The organism is Microbacterium sp. C5A9, assembly GCF_022627955.1.
Lineage (GTDB): Bacteria > Actinomycetota > Actinomycetes > Actinomycetales > Microbacteriaceae > Microbacterium.
Genome location: NZ_JABXGD010000010.1, coordinates 69,134 through 93,671 on the forward strand (window position 1 = coordinate 69,134; position 24,538 = coordinate 93,671).

Sequence of the window (24,538 nt, forward strand, 5' to 3'; positions counted from 1 at the left end):
CGCTCAGGCCTCGTGAGGCCAGCCCGTGTACGCCTCCGCGAGGAAGGTCCTGCCTGCTTCGGATTCGACCACCGACCTCAACTCGCCGAGCTGTCGGCGCCGATCGAAGGCCGACGCATCGGCAGCGGTGTGCAGCATGCTCGTCATCCACCAGGAGAAGTGCTGCGCCTTCCAGATGCGCGTCGACGCCGTCTCGGCGAACGTGTCGATCAGGCGGTGGTCGCTCTCGAGCAGCAGCGCCCGGAGTGCGCGATCGAGCAGCACGACGTCGGCCACCGCGAGGTTCATGCCCTTGGCTCCGGTGGGCGGGACGGTGTGCGCGGCGTCGCCGACGAGCACGGCGCGCCCACGCCGCAGCTCATGCGCCACGAAGCTGCGGAATCGCAGGACGTCACGCTGCACGATGGGACCCGTGGCGAGTGCCGTGCCGGGCACCCGTGCCTGCAGCGCCTCCCAGATCTCCCCCTCGGAGAGAGCGTTCGGGTCGGCCCCGGGGTCGCACTGGAAGTACATCCGCTGGATCGTCGGGCTGCGCTGACTGATCAGGGCGAACCCCGCGGGAGAGTTGCTGTAGATCAGCTCGTGCGAGCTGGGAGGTGCGTCGCACAGGATGCCGAACCAGGCGAACGGGTACTCGCGGAAGTACCCGCCCGACGACCCGGTGACCGCGGGTCGCACGACGCTGCGCGAGCCGTCTGCGCCGACGACGAACTCCGCCTCGATCCGCAGGTCGGCGCCGTCTGCCGCGGTGGCGGTGACCCAGGGGCGATCGGTCTCGATGTCACCGACGCCGGTGACCGTGGTCTCGAACCGCAGGTCCTGCCGCGCGGCCAGGCGGGCGGCGATCAGGTCCTTGAGCGCCTCGTGCTGCGGGTAGAGCCACACGCTGCGCCCGGTCAGCGAGGGGAAGTCGATGCGGTGTCCTTCGCCCTCGAACCGGAGCTCGATCCCGTCATGGCGGCTGCCGTCGGCGAGCACCCGGTCACTCGCACCCGTCTCGCTCAGAACGCGCACCGTCTCCTGCTCGAGGATCCCGGCTCGGATCGTCGATTCGATCTCGTCACGGCTGCGACGATCGAGCACGATCGAGTCGATGCCGGCGTCCGCCAGCAGGTGCGAGAGCAGCAGTCCGGCGGGGCCGGCGCCGACGATGGCGACCCGTGTGCGGGCGGTGATGGTCATGGCGTCTCCTTCGACGGACGTATCGCGAGCCATTCTGTGCTCGCCGTACGACGAGGGAGCGATCTCTACCGTTGAATGGGATGCCGGGTCAGCGCCGACCGCCCAGCGCGCGTTCGATGTCTCGGGTGGCCGAGAGGAGTTCGCGCAGCGCCGGCTCGACGGGATCGTCGCGTCGCAGCACGACGGACAGGGCGGCGGCGACGTTCCCGGTCTCGTCGTGCACGGGCACCGCGACTCCCGTCGACACCGCCTCGATGTACCCGGGGGCGGCAGCGTGGCCGACGGCCCGCACCTCGGCGAGCTTGCGTCGCAGCTCGACCGGATCGGTGATCGTCTCCGGCGACACCGCGGGCAGCGCACGGGCGAGCACACGTTCCTGCAGCGCACGGTCGGCGTAGGCGAGCAGTACGAGACCGGACGACGACGCATGCAGGGGGAGTCGCCCGGCCACCCTGGTCACGTTCGATCCGGAATCCGGACTGCTCAGGCGCTCGAGGAACAGAGCCTCGTCCTGCTCGAGGATCGCGAGCTGGGTGTGCTCGCGCACTCGGGACTGCACCCGTTCCATGAACGGCAGGGCGGCCTGCCGCAGGCGCAGCGCGTGCGATGACCGGGTCGCCAGCTCCCACAGGCGCATGCCGATGCGGATTCTCCGGTCGTCGTCGCGCTCCAGCATTCCCGCATCGACCAGTTCGCCGACGATGCGGTGCGCGGAGGAGGCAGGGAGACCGGCGCGGCGTCCGATCTCGGCGGCGGTCTGCACGGTGCGTGTCGGTGTGAAGGTCTCGAGCACGCGGATCAGCCGTTCGGTGACGGAGTCGCCCGAGGAGGAGTTGGCCATGCGGCGATCATGGCACACGTCGAGCATCGCACACCGCGAGGTCGATTCTCATTGAGTGGGAATGAGCGCCCGCATGCTTCCGTGCACGATGAGGATGCTGACAACGCAGTCCGCATGTGTCGAAGGAGACACCCATGACCGTCTCGCCCGGAACGACCGCCGCAGCGCCCGAGTCGCTGCTCGCGTCGCCCGACCAGGTCACGCAGTCCGAGATCACCGGAGAGATCGCCGATCTGCATGCCTCTCTCCGCGATCGTGAGGCTGCGGGTGAGGCGCTCCCGGCGACCATGCACGACTTCCCGCCGTACCGGTCGAGCATCCTGCGACATCCGACGAAGAATCCGCGACTCGTCGACCCCGAGACGATCGAACTGCTCTCCCCGGCCTTCGGGCAGCGCGATGTCGCGGCGATCGAGTCCGACCTGACCGTTCAGCACGCGGGTGAGCCGCTGGGGGAACGGATGACGGTGCGCGGGCGGCTGCTCGACTCGTGGGGGCGTCCGCTCGCCGACCAGCTCATCGAGCTGTGGCAGGCGAACTCCTCGGGCCGGTACATCCACCAGCGGGATCAGCATCCGGCTCCGCTCGACCCGAACTTCACCGGAGCCGGGCGCGCGATCACGAACGACGCCGGAGAATACCTGTTCACCACCATCAAGCCCGGGCCGTACCCGTGGAAGAACCACGTCAACGCCTGGCGCCCGGCGCACATCCACTTCTCAGTCTTCGGGTCGTCGTTCACGCAGCGTCTGGTCACGCAGATGTACTTCCCGGGCGACCCGCTCTTCGCGCTCGACCCGATCTACAACACGATCTGGCGCCAGAAGGACAGGGATGCGCTCGTGGGCGTGTACGACCACGATCTGACCTCCCCGGAGCGGTCGACGGGCTACCGCTTCGACATCGTCGTCGACGGGCCGGATGCAACCTGGTTCGAGCAGGAGGAGGACTGACCATGTCGGCACCGCCGAAGACGCACCGCGCCACACCCGGACAGACCGTCGGGCCGTTCTTCGCCTACGGCGTCGAGTACGCGAAGATGCACGAGGTCGCCTTCCCGCACTCGCCCGGTGCGATCCTCCTCGGCGGCACGGTGCGCGATGGCGCGGGGAACCCGATCCCCGACGCTTTCATCGAGATCTTCGGCGCGGACGCCGACGGCGAGGTGCCTCGCGCACGCGGCGCATTCCGTCGCGACGACCACAGCTTCACCGGCTTCGGTCGTGCCTTCACCGACGACGAGGGACACTACGAGTTCTGGACCCGGAATCCGGGCGCCGCCGATGGGCGAGCGCCCTTCTTCGCCGCGATCGTCTACGCCCGCGGGCTGCCCGACAAGCTGCACACGCGCATCTACCTCCCGGAGGACACGGCAGCGCTCGTCGTCGAGCCGCTGCTCGCGTCGCTCTCCGACGACGAGCGCGCCACTCTGATCGCGACGCGCACCGCCGAGGGATGGCTCAGGCACGACATCCGCCTGCAGGGCGAGGGAGAGACGGTGTTCCTTGCGTACTGACGGGGCAGCGGACGCGACCGCCGATCGGGCCGACCGTTCCCGACGCGAAGGGGTGCACCATGACGACTTTCGATGAGGGTCTGCTCTCGCCGGTCGCAGTCGGTCACGACGTGCTCGTGACGGACGCCGCGGTGCTCGACGCCCTCGTGCGCGCCGAGCACGCGCTGATCACGGCCTACCTCGACATCGGGCTGCTCCCGGCCGAGGTCCACGCGGAGATCACGCGTGCCTGGGGAGGGGGGAGAGACGCGGCGGCGATCGATGCCGCGTCGCTCATCACGGCGTCCGTCGCGGGCGGCAATCCCGTGATCCCTCTCGTCGCGCAGCTCGCGGATCGCGTGCCCGAGGGGCTCCGGCCCTGGGTGCACCGTGGCGCGACCAGTCAGGACATCGTCGACACCGCCCTCATGATCGTCGCGCTCGCCGCGGTCGAGCGCCTGCGCGACTCCCTCGTGCAGACCGTCGACGGTCTGCACCGCCTCGAGGATCGGCACGGTCGGGACGTGGTCGTGGCGCGCACGCTGACCCAGCACGCCGTGCCCACGACGCTCGGTGCCCGCCTCGACGGCTGGCGGCAGGGCATCGATCGCGCCATCACGCGAACGACCTCGCTGGCGTTCCCCGCTCAGCTCGCCGGCGCGGCGGGCACCAGGGCGTCGTTCGTCGAGATCACCGGCTCCGCGGATGCCGCGCAGGCACTCGTCGCGGCGTACGCCCGTCATGCGGGTCTGGAGGTGCCCTCGGGCTCGTGGCAGGTGGCCCGCTGGCCGATCACCGAGCTGGGCGATGCCCTCGTGCAGACCGTCGATGCCCTCGGCAAGCTCGCGAGCGACGTCACCACTCTCAGCCGCACCGAGATCGGCGAACTGCACGAGGGCGCCGGCGGCGGGTCGTCGGCCATGCCGCAGAAGCAGAATCCGGTGGAGTCGACACTCATCCGCTCGGCGGCCCTGCGCGCCCCGCAGCTCGGTGCCACCCTGCACCTCGCCGCCGCCCTCGCGGGAGACGAGCGCCCGGACGGAGCGTGGCACGCCGAATGGCCGACGCTGCGGGAGCTCCTTCGCCTCGCCCTCGGGGCGTCGGCGCATGCGGCATCCCTCGTCGCGGGCCTGCGGGTCGACGCCGAGGCCGCAACCCGCAATCTCGAGCTCACCCGCGGCCTCGTCATCAGCGAACGGCTCGCGCTCGTGCTCGTCCCACTGATCGGTCGGTCGCGGTTCGACGACCTCATCGCCTCCGTCGCCGACGGGGCGCAGCTCGGCGATCTCGTGCGCGCGGTGCCCGAGGCGGCCGGCCTCGACGTGGACGCCCTGCTCGATCCCGCCGGGTATACCGGAGTCCGCGGCATGCCGGGGGCCGGGGAGCACGCAGGATGATCCGGCTGTCCTTCACCGAGCCCAGCGGCCCCGCGGGCGCGCCCCTGCTCGTGCTGGGGCCGTCGCTCGGAACGTCGACCATCGTGTGGGAATCCGTCGCCCCCGTGCTCGCTCGGACGCACCGCATCGTGGCGTGGGATCTGCCGGGGCACGGCGCCTCGAACCCCGCGACCGCGCCGTTCCGCGTCGCCGATCTGGCCGACGCGGTGGCCGCGACCGCCGCGGAACTCGGCGCCGACAGCATCCGCTACGCCGGCATCTCCCTCGGCGGCGCCGTGGGACTCGAGCTGCTGCTGCGGCACCCGTCGCTCGTCGAGCGGGCCGGCATCCTGTGCTCCGGTGCCGTGATCGGCGAGGCGGACGGATGGCAGCGGCGAGCAGCGACCGCGCGGACCGAGTCGACGTCGGCGCTGATCGTCGGCTCCGCGCAGAGATGGTTCGCTCCGGGGTCGATCGCCGCGCATCCGGACCTCACCGGACGGCTGCTGCACGCACTGCAGGACACGGATGATGACAGCTACGCCCGATGCTGTGAGGCGCTCGCCGAGTACGACGTGCGCGACCGCCTCGCAGACGTGGACGCTCCCGTCCTCGCCGTGTGGGGCGAGCGCGACCCGGTGACGCCGGAGTCGTCCGCGCGTGAGATCGCCGACGAGGTGCGCGACGGTCGTGCGCTCGGGATCGCGGATGCCTCGCATCTCGCGACCGTCGACGCCCCAGGGGCGGTCGCCCGTGCCCTGGACGACTTTCTGAACGAGAGGAGCCGACGGTGACGGATCTGACCGATGACGAGCGCCGCGCGCAGGGGTACGCGGTGCGCAGGGAGGTGCTCTCCGACGACCACGTCGACCGCGCGATCGCGGCGACGACCGACCTCACCGCCGACTTCCAGGACTTCATCACCCGGGTCGCGTGGGGAGATGTCTGGTCGAGACCGGGCCTCGATCGTCGATCGCGGTCGATCGCCGTGCTCTCCTCGCTGATCGCGCACGGTCATCAGGAGGAGCTGGCGATGCACCTGCGCGCCGCGGTGCGCAACGGGCTCACGATCGACGAGATCCGCGAGGTCATCCTGCAATCGGCCGTCTACTCCGGGGTGCCCGCGGCCAACACCGCCTTCCGCATCGCGACCGAGGTCTTCGCGGAGGATCGCCCGTGATCGACAAGACCGTGCCGGACGCGGCGGCGGCCGTCGCCGGCATCGCCGACGGCTCGACGGTGATGATCGGAGGATTCGGCAGGGCCGGTCAGCCGGTCGAGCTCGTCGAGGCCCTGATCGCGCAGGGGGCCGGCGACCTCACCATCGTCTCCAACAACGCAGGCAACGGCGAGACGGGGCTTGCGGCGCTGCTCGCCGAACGTCGGGTGCGCAAGATCATGTGCTCCTTCCCCCGGCAGCATGACTCGTGGGTGTTCGACGGGCTCTACCGAGCGGGGGAGATCGAGCTGGAGATCGTGCCGCAGGGCAATCTCGCCGAGCGCATCCGTGCCGCGGGCGCCGGCATCGGGGCATTCTTCTCGCCGACCGGTGTCGGCACCCCGCTCGCCGAGGGCAAGGAGGAGCGGGTCATCGACGGCAGAAGGTACGTGCTCGAGTACCCGATCTCGGCGGATGTCGCGCTCATCAGCGCGCTCGCCGCCGATCGCTGGGGCAACCTCGTCTACCGCGAGACGGCGCGAAACTTCGGTCCGGTCATGGCCTCCGCCGCGGCCACGACGATCGTGCAGGTCGACGAGGTCGTGCCTCTCGGATCCATCGACCCCGAGAGGGTCGTGACTCCGGGACTGTTCGTCGACAGGGTGGTCGCGATCGGCAGACGCGCCTGGCTCGGCGCCGACGGCTTCATCGGCGGGGTCGACGTCGAGGGGCGGGCGGTCATCGCCGACGGCGCTGCTCGCGAGGGAGGTGCGCGATGACCACGCGCATCACGCGCGACGAGGTCGCGGCACGGATCGCTGCGGACATCCCCGAGGGGGCGGTCGTCAACCTCGGGATCGGCGCGCCGACCACGGTCGCCAACTTCCTGCCGAGCGATCTCGAGATCATCCTGCACACCGAGAACGGACTGCTCGGCATGGGCCCGGCGCCGAAGGCGGCGGGCATCGACCCCGACCTCATCAACGCGGGCAAGCAGCCCGTCACCGTGCTCCCCGGAGCCTCGTACTTCCACCACGCCGACTCGTTCGCGATGATGCGCGGGGGTCACCTCGACGTCTGCGTGCTCGGTGCCTTCCAGGTCGCGCAGAACGGCGATCTCGCGAACTGGTCGACCGGCGCCCCGGGAGCCATCCCCGCCGTGGGAGGGGCGATGGACCTCGCGATCGGCGCGAAGCAGGTCTTCGTGATGACGGATCTGCTCGCCAAGGACGGCTCGTCCAAGCTCGTCGACGACTGCACGTATCCGCTCACGGGCGTCGGCTGCGTCACGCGGGTGTACACCGATCACGCCGTGTTCGATGTGGTCGACGGACGATTCGTCGTGCGCGAATGCTTCGGCGACAACACCCTCGAGTCGTTGCGCGCGCTGACCGGGCTGGAGCTCTCATGACGTCCACGTTCATCCACGACGCGGTGCGCACGCCGTTCGGGCGGGCCGGCGGGGCCCTGTCCGGCGTCCGCCCTGATGACCTCGCGGCCGTCACGCTCCGGGTGATCGTCGAGCGGGCCGGTCTCGATCCCGCACGCATCGACGACGTGCTGCTCGGCGACGCGAACCAGGCGGGGGAGGACAACCGCGACATCGCGCGCTTCGCCGCTCTGCTCGCCGGGTTCCCCACGAGCGTGCCCGGCGCCACCGTCAACCGGCTCTGCGGCTCGAGCCTCGAAGCAGTGATCCAGGGGTCGCGGGCGATCGAGACCGGCGACGCCGAGATCGTGCTCGCCGGAGGTGTCGAGTCGATGAGCCGAGCGCCCTATGTCGTCGAGAAGGCCGCCAGGCCCTGGCCGGCCGTCGGCAACCAGACGATGTGGAACACCGCGATCGGGTGGCGCATGACCAACCCCGCGCTGCCGTCGAGCTGGACGATCGCGAACGGCGAGTCCGCCGAGAAGCTCGCGCGCATGTTCGGCATCACCCGTGATGAGCAGGACGCCTTCGCGCTACGCAGCCACCGCCGAGCGGCCGAGGCCTGGGCCGGTGGCGTGTTCGACGACGAGATCGTGCAGGTTCCCGGCATCGATCTGCCGCGCGACGAGGGAATCCGCGACGACACGACGCTCGAGAGGCTCGGCGGCCTGCGGGCGCTCTTCGCGGCGCACGGGACCGTCACCGCGGGCAACTCGTCGCCGATCAACGACGGCGCCTCGGCCGTGCTGCTCGCCGCGGAGGGTGCGGTCGACGGCGAGCCTCTCGCGCGCATCGCCGGTCGCGGGGTGTTCGGCAACGATCCCGATGTCTTCGGCATCGCCCCGGTCGAGGCGGCCAACCGGGCGCTCGCCCGGGCCGGGCGTTCGTGGGCGGACGTCGATCTGGTCGAACTGAACGAGGCCTTCGCGTCGCAGACGCTGGCCTGTCTGGCCGGCTGGCCGGAGCTCGACCCCGAGCGGGTCAATGTGCACGGCGGTGCGATCGCGATCGGACATCCGCTCGGCGCCTCGGGCGGGCGGATCATCGCCCGCGCTGCTCATGAACTGAGGCGCCGCGGTGGCGGTGTCGCGGTGGTCGCGCTCTGCATCGGGGTGGGACAGGGGCTCGCGCTCGTGCTCGAGCGGTGAGCGGACGCGACCCCGGTGTTCGTTATGCGTGGATCACTACCACTTATGCCTAAAGCAGGCAGAAGTGGTTTAGATTGGACCGTGCCGCGATGATGCGGCACGACAAGGAGATCCGGGTTCCATGCTTCTCGAACGAGACATCCTCCAGGCCACCGGCTTCCGCAACGTCCGGGATGAGAGCGGGACCGTCGTGGGCTTCCAGCTGCGACTGCGGATGCCCTCGTACCGCGGGATGGCGGCCTCGCTGATCGACGGGGTGTCCGTGCGCATCGGCGGAATCCTCGACGTCCCGGCCGACGTGCCGCTCTGGACGCTCGGCGGCGAGACCTACACGCTGGCGCAGCTGTGGGACGGCGACGACGTGCGGTGGCAACTCGACGAGGCGGCGACCGTCACCGTCCCGTTCGAGGGCGGGCTGCCCGACGGCATCCACGAGGTCTCCATCGAGCTGCGGCTCCGCATGTCGTACATCCCGATCGAGCACCAGCCGTCGACCTATCGGGAGACCCGACGCATCACGCTGACGTCGGATCGCGACGGCGGCCCCTTCCGCTACGGCGTCTCGCTCTACAGCTACATGACCGACTTCGGCACCGTGCTCGATCTCGAGACCGCCTTCCGCCACGTCGCGGATGTCGGAGCCACGGGCATCGAGATCCTCGGCGAGGGACACATCGCGGGCTACCCCCACCCGTCGACCGCGTGGCTCGACCGCTGGTTCGAGCTGCTCGACACCTACGGTCTCGAGCCCACGAACTACGGTTCGTGGATCGATACCCGCCTGCACTCCAGCGGACCCCGCGCCCGCGATCTGACCGGCGTCGAGGGCGCCGCACTGCTGCAGCGCGACCTGCGGCTGGCCAAGCGACTCGGCTTCCGCTTCGTCCGGCCGAAGATCGGCGTCGTGTCGAGCGACCTGATCCCGCACCCGGCCTGGACCGAATCCGTCGAGCGCTCGCTCGACCTCGCCGCCGAGCTCGATGTCACCATCTGCCCCGAGATCCACTCGCCCACTCCGATCAGGCACGAGGTGGTCGACGACTACATCGACCTGATCGAGCGCACCGGCACCGCGCACTTCGGCCTGCTGCTCGACACCGGCATCTTCCAGGACCGTCCGATCGCGCTGAAGCCCGGCGAACTGCCCGGGCAGCGGCCGGCGTTCATGGACGGCATCGCAGTGGACCCGGCGGACATCGCCGACATCGCGAAGTACGTCGTGTTCATCCAGGCCAAGTTCCATGACATCGACGAGAACCTCCACGATCTGCAGATCCCGTGGGAGCCGGTGCTCCGCGCCCTCAGGGACTCCGGGTACACCGGCTACCTCTCGAGCGAATACGAGGGCGTGCGCGACCCCTGGCGATCGATCGAGCAGATCCGCCGCCAGCATTCCCTCCTGCGCCGCGTCGTCGCGGAGCTCGACTGACCGTCTGCGAAAGGACGCATCATGCCCAACGGACTCATTCAGGACGACAGCCTCCGGGAGCACCCCGACGGTGCCGCCGTCGTGCTCACCCTGCCCTGGTACCGCAGCCTGTGGCTGTCCTCGGTCGGCACCCTCGGTCTGTCGATCGACGGCGTCGAGGTGCCGCCGGAGGACCTGCGCTTCGAACTCGGCGATCGGAGCTACCGCATCGCCGACCTGTCGGAGCAGAGCACGACCCTCTGGTACCTGCAGGATCATCCGCGGCTCGTGGCCCGTCTCGCCGTGCCCGTCTCGTCCGGTGAGACGCACCGGGTCGACATCGCCGGTGACCTGCGGCTGCCGTACATGCAGATCGCGCCCGGCGAAGACGGCGGTCCGGGGCGCTACGTGCCCAACATCGTCCGCCAATCCCTCGACCTCACGGTCACGGATGCCTCCGCACCTGCGCCCGCACTCGTCGCCGCGGACGCGCCGCCGCCGCCCGCCACCGAGGAGGACCCGTTCAGGCTCGGTCTGACCCTCTACTCCGCGAGCGCGGAGTTCCGCGCCGGCTGGTTCGACTTCGACGGACTCCTCGATCGGGTGGCCGAGCTCGGCATCGGTCCCGGCATCGAGATCGTCGCGTCGCAGGTGCTGCCGACCTACCCGGTCGTGTCCGACGACTTCCTGCGCACCTGGCGCGCGGCGTTCGACAGGCACGGTTTCGTCGCGAGCTCCTTCGGCGCGAACCTCGACATGGGGCGCCGCCGCGATCGCGACATGAGCCCCGACGAGGAGTTCGAGTTCAGCGAGCTGATGTTCCAGGGTGCGAAGAAGCTGGGCTTCCCCCTCGTGCGCATCCAGAGTGCGAAGCCCGAGCTGCTGCGTCGACTGCTGCCGGTCGCGGAGTCTCTCGAGCTGCAGCTCGCGTACGAGATCCACGCCCCGCTCGGGCCGAACGCCGAGCCGATCCTCAAGGTCCGCGAGACCTATGACGAGCTGGGCTCGCCGCTGCTCGGGTTCGTCGCGGACTTCTCGTCGACCATGCACGCCATGTCGCCCACGCTGCTCCGAGCCGTGCAGCGTGCGGGGCTCGACGACGAGGCTCTCGGTCGGCTCCAGCAGATCTGGGCCACGGACGCCACGATGCGCGAGCGTCAGGAGGAGTTCATCGGCTACCTGCGCGGGCGCGACTTCGACCCCGGTCGGCTGGGGGCCTTCGCCCACCTCGCCTTCAACATGCACGGGCACGTCGACCCGCGCGAGTGGGCGGACATCATGCCGCAGATCACGCACGTCCACGCGAAGTTCTACGACATCGACGACCACGGGCAGGAACCGGCGATCGACTATCCCGAGCTCGTACGCGTGTTCGTCGAGGGAGGGTACCGCGGCTTCTGGTCGAGCGAATGGGAGGGCCACGCCTTCGCCGAGCTCGGTGACGTGGACCCGCTGCTGCTCGTGCGTCGACAGCACGATCTCATCAGGGAGAGCATGCGCAGCGCCGTCGCCGCCGTCTGAGGATCACCCGTGGGGTCCGCCGTCGGCGTGCGCGCCGGACTCCACGATGCGACCCGCCTCCTGGAAGAGCTCCACCATCCAGGCGTGCTCCGGATCGCGCGCGTGAACGGGGTGCCACCACAGGGCGTGCACGAGAGGCGTCGGCGCGAACGGGAGCTCGACGACGCGCACGCCTCCCAGGCGGGCGGCCAGGGGCGCGAGCGCCCGCTGGATGAGCCCGATGCGCCGTGTGCCTGCGACGTACAGCGGGAGGGTGAGGAAGCTCTCGACGACGGCGTCGACGCGCGGTTCCACGCCGAGCTGCTGGATCTGCCTGCTGGCCGAGGTGAAGGCCGTGCGGGACTGATACGTCATGACGTAGGGGCGGGCGGCGAGATCCTCCATCGTGAGTTCGCCGCCCGGCCCGTGCTCGCCGTCCGCGACGAGTGCCACCCACTCGTCCCGCCAGAGATCCGCGTAGGCCAGATCGGTGAGGAATCCGTGCGGGATGATCATGCCGTCGACCGAGCGCAGTCGATTCGGGGCGTCTTCGACCACCGTCGGGTTGTGCAGCATGAAGCGGAAGCGCACGCTCAGCCCCCGCTCGGCGGCGAGCCGTGACACGACCGCCCCGATCGTCGCGAAACCGTAGTCCGAGCCGTAGATCGAGAACTCGCGCGTCGACTCCGCCGGGGTCCAGGTCGCCTGGCTCTCGAACACGCGCCGCGCCGCCTCGAGCGCCGTCGTGGTGTGCTCCGACAGGCGGAGGGCGAACGGGGTCAGCTCGTAGGTGTTGCCGCGACGGGCCAGGATCTGGTCGTTGAAGTGCGTCCTCAGCCGTGCCAGCGAGGCGCTGAGAGCGGGCTGGCTGAGGTGCAGACGTTCGGCGGCGCGGGTCACGCTGCGCTCGGTCAGCAGCGCGTCGAGCGACACGAGCAGATTGAGGTCGAGTCGGGACAGCTGAGCATGGTCGGTCACCACGGTGTGATCCTCCGGCATCGGATTGCGTTGCCTCGATCTTATCGACCGAAGCTATCTCGACGGTGGCCCGTATCGATCCGCTCTATGACGCTCGGGAACCTCGTTCAGGCGGACTTATGCGATGCATCCAAAGCACTTATGTGTGTTTCTGACTAATCGGGTCGATACTGGCAGAACAGCACCGGACCCAGGCTCCTGGGTCCCCGACAACGTAGTCAGAAAGGCTGGACATGGCACAGCACTCTCGATCCCGCGTCCTTCGCACCGGCATCATCGCCGCGGCGACCGCGGGCGTCGTCATCCTCGCCGGTTGCTCCGGATCCGCTCCCGAAGGCGGCTCCGACGACTCCGGCGGCGCGCAGGCATTCACCTTCACATTCGCGACCTCCAACAACCTCGAGAGCCCCTACGAGTCGCTCGCCAAGGCATACATGGAGGCGAACCCGGATGTGGACATCACGCTCAACCCGACCCCGAACGACAAGTACGGTGAGACGATCCGCACGCAGCTGCAGGCGGGCAACGCCTCGGACGTGATCCAGACGACCCCCGGGTCCGGAGATGCGCGCGGCCTGATCCCGCTCGCCGAGGCAGGATTCCTCGAGCCGCTGGGCGACACCGCGACCGGTCTCGTCCCTGCGGGAAGCGAGCCGATCTTCGAGATCGACGGCAAGACCTACGGGCAGCCGATGGACTTCACGATCGCGGCGGTCGTCGCCAGCATGGGAACGGCCGCGATGAACGGACTGGACGAGTTCCCGACCGATGAGGAATCGCTCTACGCGGCCTGCGACGCGCTCTCGGCCGACGGCAAGTCGCTTCTCGCCCTGGCCGGCGCGGCAGGCCCCAACGCAGGGCTCACCGCGCAGGGCATCGCCGCCACGCGCGTCTACGCCGAGGACCCCGACTGGAACACCAAGCGGGCCGACGGTGAGACGACGTTCGCCGACTCCGAGGGATGGAAGGACACCCTCCAGACGCTCATCGATCTGAAAGACGGCGGCTGCTTCCAGCCCGGTGCCGAGGGCGGTGGCTTCGATGCCATCACCAACGGTCTCGCTCAGGGGACCTCCGTCGGCAGCTTCATCCCGTCCGGATCGGCCGTGGAGATCGCGACGGCGGCTCCGGCGGAGGCGGACTTCAAGGTGCAGCCCTTCCCGGCGGCGGACGGCGGAGACCCCTACATCCTCGCCAGCTCGAACTACACGATCTCCATCAACGCGGCCTCGAAGGTGAAGCCCGCGGCGGAGGCGTTCGTCGAGTGGCTCGCCACCGACGAGGCGCAGGAGCTGTACTACGAGAAGTCGGGCCTGCTGCCCATCTCGGGTTACCAGAACCTCGATCTCGAAGACACCATCTACTCGCCGGTGGTCGACCTGATCGCGGACGGCTCGTACGCCACGCTGCCGAACAACATCTGGCCCAACCCGTCGGTCTACGAGGCGCTGCAGGTCGGCGTCCAGGGCCTGCTCACCGGTCAGAAGACGATCGACCAGGTGCTCCAGGACATGGACGACGCCTGGGGCGACTGACGCCGAGGGCCGTCCGGGTGCCGCTCAGCGCGCACCCGGACGGCCACTCCCAGAACTCGCACGACGACGTACGAACATGAGGGAATCATGAGCCTGAGGACAGAGTCCGAGACCGAGCTGGTGATCGTGCCGAAGAGCTCGCAGAACGGGCGTCGCCGCCCGCCCGCTCCGCGCCGGCCCGGTCTGCTGAAGTTCGGCCACTGGTGGTGGGCATTGCCCGGGATCGTGCTCGTGCTCGCGGTGCACTACGTCGCCACGACGATCGGCGGGTTCTTCGCCTTCACCGACTGGTCGGGCATCGGCGCCTTCAGCTGGATCGGCCTCGACAACTTCGTGAAGATCTTCGGGGATCCGACGCAGATCGGCTCTCTCGGCAACACGCTGTTCCTGGCGTTCGTGTCGGTGATCCTCAGCAACATCGCCGGCCTCGCGCTGGCGCTGGGGCTGAACCGCGGTCTGAAGACCCGATACGCACTGAGAGTGCTCTTCTTCATGCCCGTCGTGCTCAGCCCCCTCGCGGTCGCCTACGTGTGGAAGTTCATCTTCGACTACAACGGCCCGATCAACGCGTTCCTCCGCGCGCTGGGCTTCGACGAGTTCGCGCGGGCCTGGGTCGCCGACCCGATGTGGGCGATCTGGACGATCCTGGTGGTCGTCGTCTGGCAGAACATCGGCTTCGCGATGGTCATCTACATGGCCGGGCTCGCGGCAGTGCCCGTCGAGATCGAAGAGGCGGCTGCGATCGACGGAGCCAACCTGTGGCAGCGGTTCTGGCATGTCACGCTGCCGTCGATCCGCCCCGCCGTCGCCATCGCGACGACGCTCGGCCTCGTCAACGGACTCCGCATCTTCGACCAGATCATGGCGATGACCGGCGGCGGCCCCGCCGGTGCGACCGAGACGCTCGCCACGCAGGTCTACAAGGAGTCGTTCGCCCTGGGGAACTTCGGATACGGTGCCGCCCTCGCGCTGCTGCTCACCGTGATCATCCTCGTGTTCGCCATCATCCAGCAGCGTCTGACCAACGGTCGCCCCGAGGAGGACTGACATGTTCCGCTACACGAAACTCACCGCTCTGCGCGAGGTGCTCATCTGGGTCATCGCGATCATCTTCCTCGCTCCCTTCTACTTCCTCGTCACGACGGCGCTGAAGTCCGACCAGGAGGTCATCACCTCCTCGAACCTCGCCCCGCCGGCGAGTCCGGACTTCGGCAACTTCGTCGAGGTGCTGACCGCGCAGGGCAACTCGAACGTGGTGATGGGTCTGGTGAACAGCATCATCATCACCGCCGGCAGCATCCTGTGCCTGGTGCTCCTCGGAGCCATCACCGGCTATGTCATCTCGCGCAGCACGCGCCGCTGGAGCCGCACCGCCTACATGCTCTTCCTGATCGCGATCGTCCTGCCGACGCAGCTCGGCACCGTGCCGCTGTACATCGGAGCACGCACACTCGGTCTCACCGGATCGCTGTGGGGAATGGTCATCCTCTACACGGGGATGCTGCTCCCGCTGTCGATCTTCCTCTACGCCGGATTCTTCCGCAGCCTCGGCACGGAGTACGAGGAGGCCGCGACGATCGACGGGGCCTCGCGGACGCAGATCTTCTTCCGCATCGTGCTGCCGCTGATGTCGCCGGCCACCGGAACCGTGGCGATCCTCGCCGGGCTCATCGTGTGGAACGACTTCTTCACGTCGCTCATCTTCCTCGGAGGCTCGGCGAATCAGACGCTCCCGGTCGCGATGTACTACTACATCGGCTCGCTCGTCTCGTCGTGGAACAAGATCTTCGCGATCGTCATCGTGTCGATGATCCCGATCCTCGTGTTCTACCTCTTCGCCCAGAAGCGCTTCATCCAGGGCTTCGCGGGCGGCCTCAAAGGCTGACCTCTCGGGGGTGCTCCGGCACCCGCCGTGCTTCATCGACCCCACGCACCGCCTTCTCCGCACCGACGTCCCGTCGAGAAACGAGCATCATGTACCTTCTTGCGCCCAATATCGAGCTCCTCTTCACCGAGGCCGGCGACTACCACGACCGGGTCAGAGCCGCTGCCGCCGCGGGGTTCTCCGCTGTCGAGATGTGGGGACCGACCGGCGTCGACGCTCCTGCCACGCCCAAGGACATCCCCGCACTCAAGGCGGCCCTCGAGGAGACCGGGGTGCAGCTGACCGCTCAGCTGGCCGAGCCACGCACGCAGTTCATGATCCCGCCGTGGGACCACTCGGAGTTCTTCCGCAAGCTCGACGAGGGCGTCGGAATCGCCCGCACGCTGGGCACTCCGCGGCTGGTGGTCGGCAGCGGCACCGGCTTCGGCGGCTGGAAGCGCCAGGTGCAGCTCGACAAGCTGATCGAGATCTATCAGAAGGCGATCGCTCAGATCGACGGATCGGGGATCACCCTCGTCCTGGAGCCGGTCAATGTGCGGGTGGATCACCCCGGGTCGTTGCTCGATCGCACCGCGGAGGCCGTCTACGTCGCTCGAGGCGTCGACTCGCCCGACTTCGGCGTGCTGTACGACATCTACCACTCGGCTGTCGAGGGGGAGGACATGGCCGCCGAGCTGGCCGACGCCGGAGACATCGTCAAGTACGTGCAGCTCGCCGACGCGCCGGGGCGTGGCGAGCCCGGCACGGGGTCGCTCGACTGGGCGGAGCGCCTCGGGATACTGCGGGCCTCGGGCTATGACGGTCCGATCGGACTCGAGTACTACCCCACGACCGCGTCGGAGGAGTCGGTCCGACTCATCCGAGAGGTCGCGACGTCGGCATGAACGCGCGCGACTATCCCGCATCGGTCGACGTCGTCATCGTGGGAAGCGGGCCGAACGGGGCGGCCTACGCACGCATCCTGAGCGAGTCGGCCCCCGAGGCGTCGATCGCCATGTTCGAGGTCGGGCCGACCGTCTCGGACCCGCCGGGATCCCACGTCAAGAACATCGAAGATGCGGGTCGGCGGGCTCGGGCCCAGGAGCGGTCGGAGGGGCCGGGCGAGCGCGCGGCGACGATCTCCGATCCCGGCGCGGCGAAGTCCGGTCAGCGCCGCGGGCGCGCGGGCACCTACCTGCTGGCCGACGGCTACCGGGTGGAGGGGGAGGACGGGATGCCTGTCGCCGCCTTCTCGAGCAACGTCGGAGGAATGGGTGCGCACTGGACGGCCGCATGCCCCCGCCCTCACGACAGCGAGCGAATCGACTTCCTCCCCGACCTCGACGAGCTGCTCGACGAGGCGGAGCGGCTGCTGGGGGTCACGACCGATGCGTTCGACTCCTCGCCGTTCGCGAGCATCGTGCGCGAACGGCTCTCGGAAGCGGTCGACGGCGGGCGCGATCACGCGCATCGCGCCCAGCGCATGCCGTTGGCCGTGCATCGCCGCGACGACGGACGCCTCGTGTGGTCGGGATCCGATGTGGTCTTCGGCGATGTCACCCGCGAGAACCCGCGCTTCTCGTTGTACGACGAGACGCTGGTCACCCGCGTGCTGACCGATGGCGGACGCGCATCGGGTGTCGAGATCCGCGATCTGCGCAGCGGAGCGGTGCACTCGGTCGCGGCGCGCGTCGTCGTGGTGGCGGCCGACGGACTGCGCACCCCGCAGGTGCTGTGGGCCTCCGGTATCCGTCCCGCAGCGCTCGGCCGCATGCTGAACGATCAGACGCAGGTCGTGTTCGCCGCGCGTCTGCGCGATGTGCACGCCGGAGCGGATGACGCGGTCGCCGCCTCCGGAGCGCTGAGCGAGCAGAGCGGCGTCACCTGGGTGCCGTTCAGCGATGAGATGCCGTTCCACGGTCAGATCATGCAGCTCGACGCCTCGCCGGTGCCCCTGGCAGAGGACGATCCGATCATCCCGGGCTCGATCGTCGGTCTCGGGCTGTTCTGCGCCAAGGATCTGCAGTGGGACGATCGCGTGGAGTTCTCGGACGACGCCGTCGACGGTTACGGCATGCCGTCGATGACCATCCGCTATTCGCTCACGCCGAACGACCATGCGGTGGTGGAGCGTGCGCGCGAAGAGATCGTGCGCCTGGGGCGCGCGGTCGGAGACCCTCTCGACGAGCGTCCCTTCACGATGCCCGCGGGGGCGTCGCTGCACTATCAGGGCAGCACGCGCATGGGAGAGACCGACGACGGGCTGAGCGTCTGCTCGCCCGACAGCGAGGTCTGGGGAGTGCCAGGACTCTTCGTGGCGGGGAACAACGTGATCCCGACGTCGACGGCCTGCAATCCCACGCTGACGTCTGTCGCGCTGGCGGTGCGCGGTGCGAGGAAGATCGCCGGATCTCTTCACTGACCCTTGCTTATGCAGGAAAGCAACATTAGTCTGTTCAAATCGAGACAAAGTAGTCAAGGAGAAGCACGTGATCCCCGATCGCATCATCGAACAAGGCACCCTCGTCGCTGACGGCTCACGCGCATCCGTCGAGGTACGACTGCCGTGGTACCGCGCGCTCCCCGGCTCCTGCATCGCGGGTGCGGCGCTCCGCGTCGACGGCGTCGACGCGCCCTCCGACTCGCTGCGCTGGCGCATGAACGGGCGGGACTTCCGCCTCGACGAGCTCGTGGACGAGACCGGGGAATGGTGGTTCCCCGTCGACTCGGCGGTGCTGTCGGGCGACCTGCCGATCGAGGCGGGCGGCGAGCACGAGGTGCGCGTCGACCTGACCCTCTTCATCCCGTACATCATCATCTCCGACAGCGAGACCCTGCACATCGAGGAGCACGACACCAAGACCATGACCGCGCATCAGGCACAGGAGGTGGCGGCATGACCGCGCTCGGAACACCCGTCCAGGGCGTCACGCTCTACAGCTTCACCCGGGCCTTCCACGGTCGCGAGTACGACCTCGAGCAGCTGATCCGCAAAGTGGCTCACGAGGGCTACGGCCCGGGGCTCGAGATCATCGGGTTCTCGAGCTTCCGCGGGTTCCCGCACATCGAGGACTCCTTCGCCGGCTGGTTCCGCGACCTGGTCGAGGAGGTCGGGCTGGTCACGACCTCGCTCGCCGTGAACGCCGACATCGGCATCCACCGCGACCGCCTGCTCACCCAGGACGAGCTCATCGACTACATGACTCTGCAGATCAAGGCGGCGGCGAAGCTCGGCTTCCCGATCGCTCGCGTGCAGATCTCGATCACCCCCGACTCGATGGAGGCGCTGGCGCCGATCGCCGAGGAGCACGGGGTGACGCTCGCCCTCGAGGTGCACGCCGATCAGTACGCCTCGCACCCGCGAATCCTCGCGCTCCGCGACCGCTACGAGAAGGTCGGGTCGCCGTTCCTCGGATTCACGATGGACTGGGGTGCGACCGTCTCGGGCTTCGCGCCCTCGCTCATCGAGGCCTACCGCCGGCGCGGGGCGTCGGAGGAACTGCTCGGCAAGGTCGTCGACCTGTGGGACACCTATTACGAGCAGGGCCCCCCGGCGGACCAGGCGGTGCACGGGCAGCGCTTCGGATCGTTCATCGGACTCGCCGCGCAGAACGGCCGACCGGACCTGGGCATCGACTTCGGCATCAACGGCACCGGCCTGTTCGGACCCGCCCGCGTCGACGACTGGCTCGAGATCATGCCCTGGGTGAAGCACGTGCACGGCAAGTTCTTCGGGATCGACGAGAACGGGGAAGAGCCGTCGGTGCCGGTGCGCGACCTGATCGCCCTGCTCGTCGAGAACGGCTACTCCGGTGCCGTGTCGAGCGAGTACGAAGGCTGGCACTGGAATCACTGGCAGAGCCCGTTCGAGATCATCGCCGCAGAGCAGGCCGTGCAGCGCTCGGCGGCGACGGCCGCCGGCAGTCGCATGATCACCGACGCGGCGGGAGCGCGGCGCGCGCTCGCCGCCCATCTTCCGCACGCTCTCACGAAGGGACTCCGCGCATGACCGACGGCATCGCCGGTACCGGCATCAAGCTGGGCATCACGCTCTACTCGCTCACCTCCGAGTTCGCCGCGGGCCTCTACACGCCCGAGACGCTCATCAAGGCGGCGGCGGACCACGGTCTGGGCCCGGGGATCGAGTTCAACATCGCTCAGATGCTGCGCACCTACCCCGACGTCGACGACGACTTCGTGAGGCTCTGGCGCGACAGCATGGACCGCTACGGACTCGAGCCGAGCGCTATCGGCACGAACCTCGACATGGGTCGTCGCAAGGACCGCGACATGACCCCGGACGAGGAGCACGACTTCCTCGCTCGGCAGCTCAAGACCGCGCACACGCTCGGCTTCAAGAAGGTCGTCATCCGTTCGCACGGCAAGGAGCTGCTGCGCAGTCTGCTGCCCCTCGCGGAGAAGTACGACCAGAAGCTCGGGTACGAGATCCACGCACCGTCGGGGCCGAACAACCCGCAGGTGCTGCAGATGCGCGAGATGTACGAGGAGCTGCAGTCCGACCGCCTGGGCTTCACCGCCGATTTCTCGTCGACCATGCACTCGCTCTCGCCGACCCTGCTGCGCACCATGCGGCAGATGGGCATGCCCGAGGAGTACTTCACGGTCATGGACGAGATCTGGCACGAGCCGACGCCCATGCACGTGCGCAACCAGAAGTTCGAGGACTTCCTGACATCGGAGAACTTCGACTTCGCCCGCCTCGGACCCTTCACCCGCCTGGCGTTCAACATGCACGGGCTGGTGCCGCCGGAGGAGTGGCTCGACATCATGCCGCAGATCTTCCACGTGCACGCGAAGTTCTACGACATCGGCCCGGACGGCGAGGAGCCGGCCATGGACATCCCGCGCATCGTGCGCCAGTTCGTCGAGGGCGGATACCAGGGCTACCTCTCGAGCGAGTGGGAAGGGCACGCCTTCTCGGACCTCGGTGAGAGCGACCCCATCGACCTCGTCAAGAAGCAGCACGACCTCATGCGTCGTGCGATCGAAGAGACCGCCGTCGCGGTCTGAATCGGAGTCACTCATGGCCACTCACAACTCCCTGTTCTCCGAGAAGGACGTCCGTCGCACCGACACCGGCATCGCCGTCTCGGTGCAGCTGCCCTGGTACCGCAGCCTCTGGCTGTCCGCCGTCGACGGCGTCGCCGCCACGGTGAACGGCGTCGCGATCCCGACCGAGTCTCTGCGGTTCGAGCTCGAGGGGCGCACCTATCGTGTCGACGAGCTGCCCGAGCAGCACGAGACGCTGTGGTTCGTCGCCGAGCGCCCCGAGGTCCTCATCGACCTCGACCCGGTGCCGCAGGCCGGTGACGCGCTCACCGTCGAGGTCGTCCTGACCATGCGTCTGCTCTACATGCAGATCATGCCGGGAGTCGACGGCGGCCCGGGTCGCTACGTCACCAACCGCGTTCCGGTGCAGCGCGAGGTCGTGCTCGCATGAGTCCGGTCCCGGCTCAGGGCCGGCCACTGCGCGTGGCGATGATCGGCCACGGCTTCATGGGTGCCGCGCACTCGGTGGGGTGGCGTCAGGCGCCGCGGGTCTTCGAACTGCCGGAGGGCGTCGAGATGGCGGTCCTCGTGGGGCGCAACCCCGACGCCGTGCGCGAGGCCGCGGAGCACTGGGGATGGGCCGAGACGTCGACGGACTGGCGTGAGGTCATCGCCCGGCCCGACATCGACATCGTCGACATCGTGACCCCGGGCGACTCGCATGCCGAGATCGCCGTCGCCGCGCTCGAGGCCGGCAAGCACGTGCTGTGCGAGAAGCCGCTCGCCAACACGGTCGAGGAAGCCGAGGCCATGGCGGATGCCGCAGGGCGCGCCGCTGAGCGTGGTGTGCTGTCGATGGTCGGCTTCACGTACCGCCGCGTCCCCGCCGCGACGTTCCTGCGCGACCTCATCGCCGAGGGGGTCATCGGGCGGGTGCAGCAGGTGCGCGCCGCCTATCGGCAGGACTGGCTCGTCGACCCGCAGACACCGCTCGCGTGGCGCCTGCAGAAGGAGCATGCGGGGTCGGGAGCGCTGGGTGACATCGGCGCTCACATCATCGATCTCACGCAGTTCGTGACGGGCCAGACGGTGGAGGCCGTGACCGGCACCACCGAGACGATCGTGCCCCGACGCCCGCTGAGCGCAGGTGGGACCGGCCTGTCGGCGACCGCGGGTGCGGGCTACGGCGATGTCACGGTCGACGACCTCGCGCTGTTCACCGGCCGGCTCTCGGGGGGAGCGTTGGCGTCGTTCGAGGCCACGCGCTTCGCGACCGGCCGCAAGAACGCCCTCACGCTCGAGGTCTCGGGCGACAGGGGCGCTCTCGTCTTCGACCTGGAAGACCTCAACAGCCTGCACCTCTACGACCGCTCGGCGCCGGGTGATCGCCAGGGCTTCACGAAGATCCTCGTCACGGAGGCCGCACACCCCTACGTCGCGGCGTGGTGGCCCGCCGGTCACATGCTCGGCTACGAACACGGGTTCACCCACCAGGTCGTCGATCTGGTGCGCGCGATCCACGACGGGACCCCTCCGCATCCGAGTTTCGCCGAGGGACTCGGGGTCCAGCGCGTCCTCGACGCGGTCGAGCGCAGCGCGGCCGAGGACTCCGCCTGGGTGCGTGTGCGCGCCGAGGCCCCGGCCGGCATCCGCTGAGCCGCACCCGACGCCGGCCGCACCCGACACCAACCGCACCCGCCATCCGTTCTACGAAGGAGTCGTTCATGGCACGCCCGATCACGTTGTTCACCGGTCAGTGGGCCGACCTGCCGTTCGAGGAGGTGGCTCGCCTGGCAGGGGAATGGGGCTACGACGGCCTCGAGATCGCCTGTTGGGGAGACCACATCGACGTGTCCCGATGGGACGACGACGCCTACGTGCAGAGCCGTCGCGACATCCTGGAGCGCCACGGACTGCAGGTGTGGGCGATCTCGAACCACCTCACGGGGCAGGCGGTGTGCGACGACCCGATCGACGCGCGGCACCGCGACATCCTGTCGGATCGGGTGTGGGGCGACGGTGACCCCGAGGGCGTGCGTCAGCGAGCGGCGGAGGATCTGAAGGACACGGCGCGGTTCGCCGCGAAGCTCGGCGTCACCACGGTCAACGGGTTCACGGGCTCGAGCATCTGGAAGGCCGTGGCGATGTTCCCGCCGGCCTCCGACGAGTTCATCGCGGCCGGATATCGGGACTTCGCCGATCGGTGGAATCCCATCCTCGACGTGTTCGAGGAGGTCGGGGTGCGGTTCGCTCTCGAGGTGCACCCGTCCGAGATCGCCTACGACTATTGGACGGCGAAGGCCACGCTCGACGCGATCGGACATCGCCGCAGCTTCGGGTTCAACTTCGATCCGTCGCACTTCGTCTGGCAGCAGCTGGATTCGGTGGCGTTCGTGCTCGACTTCGCCGAGCACATCTTCCACGTGCATGTGAAGGAGTCGATCACGAACCTCGACGGCCGCAACGGGGTGCTCGGATCGCACCTGCCGTGGGGCAACCCGCGCCGCGGCTGGACGTTCGTGTCGACCGGTCACGGTGCCGTGAAATGGGAGCCGCTGTTCCGGGCCCTGAACGCGATCGGCTACACCGGTCCGACGAGCGTCGAATGGGAAGACGCCGGCATGGACCGCCTGCACGGCGCTCCGGAGGCGCTCGCGTTCGTGCGGAAGCTGGCGGCGATCACTCCGCCGGACACCGTCTTCGACGCGGCCTTCTCCACGAAGGTCGAGGAGGGCGCCTGATGCCCGATGTCCTCGACGTGCTCATCCTCTCGGGGCACATGACCATCGAGCACGACAACGAGCACCGCAGCTTCCGCGCCCACAACCAGTGGCTCACCACGCTTCTCGAGGACACAGGGCGCTTCCGCGTGCGCGTGATCGAGGATCCGCGCGGCCTCGGTGCCGAGATCATCGACCGGTATGACGTGATCATCGTCGTCTTCGAGGGCCGTGACGGCTACCACGACAGAGCTGTCGGGTTCGGGCCCGAGACGGATGCCGCGCTGCTGCGGTTCGTGCACGACCACGGCAAGGGGATCGTGTGGTTCCACGGGTCCGCCGCGCAGGAGGACGACTGGGGCTACCCGGAGGAGTACAACGTCATGCGCGGGGCGAAGCTCAGCGTGCCCACCGGCATCCGTCCCCGCCCCTGGGGGGAGGCGCTGCTGCGCACGACGGAGCCGCGCCACCCGATCACCGAGGGGATCAACGGGACGTGGACCGTGACGGGCGACGACATCCTCGTCGGGGTCGAGCTCTACGACGGCGCGCAGGTGCTGCTGACGACGTTCGACGACCTCGAAGCGTACGAGAAGGCCCCGATGTGGCCGATGTCCCACTACCCGGTGGCGATCCCGCCCGAGGGCATCGCGGCATTGCCCGGCATGAACACCGATCAGCCGATCGCCTGGATCAACGAGTACGGCTCCGGGCGCAGCTTCACGATCACGATCGGGCACGACATCGACACGTTCCGGCGCATCGAGTTCATCCGGATGTTCCCCCGCGGCGTCGAATGGGCGGCAACGGGCGAGGTCGGTCTCGAGGGCCCGGATCGCCGCGGCGCCCGTCGCTTCCTGCCGTGGCCGTACTACAACCGCGAGGGGTGACGA

Annotated in this window: 25 protein-coding genes; 22 read left to right on the plus strand and 3 right to left on the minus strand. The window is 68.9% G+C overall.

Features of this window, described 5'->3' with window-relative positions:
- Positions 1 to 3 precede the first annotated feature (3 nt).
- A complete protein-coding gene (locus HWD99_RS17520; protein WP_241797476.1) occupies positions 4 to 1,182 on the minus strand; it encodes a 4-hydroxybenzoate 3-monooxygenase in 1,179 nt (392 codons plus the stop codon).
- Between the two features lie 88 nt (positions 1,183 to 1,270).
- The gene (locus HWD99_RS17525) at positions 1,271 to 2,023 is read right to left on the minus strand and encodes an IclR family transcriptional regulator (protein WP_241797477.1); all 753 of its coding nucleotides are present in this window, start codon (positions 2,021 to 2,023) and stop codon (positions 1,271 to 1,273) included.
- A 134-nt stretch (positions 2,024 to 2,157) separates the two neighbouring features.
- Between HWD99_RS17525 and pcaH the strand changes: the two genes are divergently transcribed.
- The 10 genes from pcaH to HWD99_RS17575 all read left to right on the plus strand — a co-directional run bounded on the left by pcaH (position 2,158) and on the right by HWD99_RS17575 (position 11,559).
- A complete protein-coding gene (gene pcaH / locus HWD99_RS17530; protein ID WP_241797478.1) occupies positions 2,158 to 2,976 on the plus strand; it encodes a protocatechuate 3,4-dioxygenase subunit beta in 819 nt (272 codons plus the stop codon).
- A 2-nt stretch (positions 2,977 to 2,978) separates the two neighbouring features.
- Complete coding sequence (gene pcaG, locus HWD99_RS17535; protein WP_241797479.1) at positions 2,979 to 3,539, plus strand: protocatechuate 3,4-dioxygenase subunit alpha; 561 nt, start codon at positions 2,979 to 2,981, stop codon at positions 3,537 to 3,539.
- 59 nt (positions 3,540 to 3,598) lie between these two features.
- Positions 3,599 to 4,915: a lyase family protein gene (locus tag HWD99_RS17540; protein WP_241797480.1), complete on the plus strand. Its 1,317-nt coding sequence runs from the start codon at positions 3,599 to 3,601 to the stop codon at positions 4,913 to 4,915.
- The gene (locus HWD99_RS17545) at positions 4,912 to 5,688 is read left to right on the plus strand and encodes an alpha/beta fold hydrolase (protein WP_241797481.1); all 777 of its coding nucleotides are present in this window, start codon (positions 4,912 to 4,914) and stop codon (positions 5,686 to 5,688) included. The genes HWD99_RS17540 and HWD99_RS17545 overlap by 4 nt, the downstream gene beginning before the upstream one ends.
- Complete coding sequence (gene pcaC / locus HWD99_RS17550) at positions 5,685 to 6,074, plus strand: 4-carboxymuconolactone decarboxylase (protein ID WP_241797482.1); 390 nt, start codon at positions 5,685 to 5,687, stop codon at positions 6,072 to 6,074. The genes HWD99_RS17545 and pcaC overlap by 4 nt, the downstream gene beginning before the upstream one ends.
- Positions 6,071 to 6,832, plus strand: a complete 762-nt coding sequence (locus HWD99_RS17555) for a 3-oxoacid CoA-transferase subunit A (protein ID WP_241797483.1) — start codon at positions 6,071 to 6,073, stop codon at positions 6,830 to 6,832. The genes pcaC and HWD99_RS17555 overlap by 4 nt, the downstream gene beginning before the upstream one ends.
- The gene (locus HWD99_RS17560) at positions 6,829 to 7,464 is read left to right on the plus strand and encodes a 3-oxoacid CoA-transferase subunit B (RefSeq protein WP_241797484.1); all 636 of its coding nucleotides are present in this window, start codon (positions 6,829 to 6,831) and stop codon (positions 7,462 to 7,464) included. The genes HWD99_RS17555 and HWD99_RS17560 overlap by 4 nt, the downstream gene beginning before the upstream one ends.
- Entirely contained in the window at positions 7,461 to 8,630 is a 1,170-nt protein-coding gene (locus tag HWD99_RS17565) for a thiolase family protein (RefSeq protein ID WP_241797485.1), read from the plus strand. The genes HWD99_RS17560 and HWD99_RS17565 overlap by 4 nt, the downstream gene beginning before the upstream one ends.
- Positions 8,631 to 8,751: 121 nt before the next feature.
- Positions 8,752 to 10,059 carry a DUF6379 domain-containing protein gene (locus tag HWD99_RS17570; protein ID WP_241797486.1) on the plus strand — a complete coding sequence of 436 codons (1,308 nt, stop codon included), beginning with the start codon at positions 8,752 to 8,754 and terminating at the stop codon, positions 10,057 to 10,059.
- A 21-nt stretch (positions 10,060 to 10,080) separates the two neighbouring features.
- On the plus strand, positions 10,081 to 11,559 hold the full coding sequence (locus HWD99_RS17575) for a DUF6379 domain-containing protein (RefSeq protein ID WP_241797487.1): 1,479 nt from the start codon (positions 10,081 to 10,083) through the stop codon (positions 11,557 to 11,559).
- A gap of 3 nt (positions 11,560 to 11,562) precedes the next feature.
- Here HWD99_RS17575 and HWD99_RS17580 read toward each other — a convergent pair whose 3' ends face one another.
- Entirely contained in the window at positions 11,563 to 12,519 is a 957-nt protein-coding gene (locus HWD99_RS17580) for a LysR family transcriptional regulator (RefSeq protein ID WP_308220747.1), read from the minus strand.
- A 230-nt stretch (positions 12,520 to 12,749) separates the two neighbouring features.
- Here HWD99_RS17580 and HWD99_RS17585 point away from each other — a divergent pair, with 230 nt between their 5' ends.
- From HWD99_RS17585 to HWD99_RS17640, 12 genes are all read left to right on the plus strand, one after another.
- Complete coding sequence (locus HWD99_RS17585; RefSeq protein WP_241797488.1) at positions 12,750 to 14,051, plus strand: ABC transporter substrate-binding protein; 1,302 nt, start codon at positions 12,750 to 12,752, stop codon at positions 14,049 to 14,051.
- Positions 14,052 to 14,138: 87 nt separating this feature from the next.
- Positions 14,139 to 15,098 carry a carbohydrate ABC transporter permease gene (locus HWD99_RS17590; protein ID WP_241797489.1) on the plus strand — a complete coding sequence of 320 codons (960 nt, stop codon included), beginning with the start codon at positions 14,139 to 14,141 and terminating at the stop codon, positions 15,096 to 15,098.
- Between the two features lies 1 nt (position 15,099).
- Positions 15,100 to 15,936 (plus strand): carbohydrate ABC transporter permease, encoded by an 837-nt coding sequence (locus tag HWD99_RS17595; protein ID WP_241797490.1) that lies wholly within the window; start codon positions 15,100 to 15,102, stop codon positions 15,934 to 15,936.
- Between the two features lie 89 nt (positions 15,937 to 16,025).
- Positions 16,026 to 16,820: a TIM barrel protein gene (locus tag HWD99_RS17600; protein WP_241797491.1), complete on the plus strand. Its 795-nt coding sequence runs from the start codon at positions 16,026 to 16,028 to the stop codon at positions 16,818 to 16,820.
- The gene (locus HWD99_RS17605) at positions 16,817 to 18,337 is read left to right on the plus strand and encodes a GMC oxidoreductase (RefSeq protein WP_241797492.1); all 1,521 of its coding nucleotides are present in this window, start codon (positions 16,817 to 16,819) and stop codon (positions 18,335 to 18,337) included. Before HWD99_RS17600 ends, HWD99_RS17605 begins: the two co-directional genes overlap by 4 nt.
- 67 nt (positions 18,338 to 18,404) lie before the next feature.
- Positions 18,405 to 18,815, plus strand: a complete 411-nt coding sequence (locus HWD99_RS17610) for a DUF6379 domain-containing protein (RefSeq protein WP_241797493.1) — start codon at positions 18,405 to 18,407, stop codon at positions 18,813 to 18,815.
- Positions 18,812 to 19,924: a sugar phosphate isomerase/epimerase gene (locus tag HWD99_RS17615; protein ID WP_241797494.1), complete on the plus strand. Its 1,113-nt coding sequence runs from the start codon at positions 18,812 to 18,814 to the stop codon at positions 19,922 to 19,924. The genes HWD99_RS17610 and HWD99_RS17615 overlap by 4 nt, the downstream gene beginning before the upstream one ends.
- Complete coding sequence (locus HWD99_RS17620) at positions 19,921 to 20,946, plus strand: sugar phosphate isomerase/epimerase (RefSeq protein WP_241797495.1); 1,026 nt, start codon at positions 19,921 to 19,923, stop codon at positions 20,944 to 20,946. Before HWD99_RS17615 ends, HWD99_RS17620 begins: the two co-directional genes overlap by 4 nt.
- A gap of 13 nt (positions 20,947 to 20,959) precedes the next feature.
- A complete protein-coding gene (locus tag HWD99_RS17625; RefSeq protein WP_241797496.1) occupies positions 20,960 to 21,376 on the plus strand; it encodes a DUF6379 domain-containing protein in 417 nt (138 codons plus the stop codon).
- A gap of 38 nt (positions 21,377 to 21,414) precedes the next feature.
- Complete coding sequence (locus HWD99_RS17630; protein WP_374205487.1) at positions 21,415 to 22,581, plus strand: Gfo/Idh/MocA family protein; 1,167 nt, start codon at positions 21,415 to 21,417, stop codon at positions 22,579 to 22,581.
- Between the two features lie 68 nt (positions 22,582 to 22,649).
- Positions 22,650 to 23,666 carry a sugar phosphate isomerase/epimerase gene (locus HWD99_RS17635; RefSeq protein WP_241797498.1) on the plus strand — a complete coding sequence of 339 codons (1,017 nt, stop codon included), beginning with the start codon at positions 22,650 to 22,652 and terminating at the stop codon, positions 23,664 to 23,666.
- Complete coding sequence (locus HWD99_RS17640; protein WP_241797499.1) at positions 23,666 to 24,535, plus strand: ThuA domain-containing protein; 870 nt, start codon at positions 23,666 to 23,668, stop codon at positions 24,533 to 24,535. Before HWD99_RS17635 ends, HWD99_RS17640 begins: the two co-directional genes overlap by 1 nt.
- Positions 24,536 to 24,538: the final 3 nt, after the last annotated feature.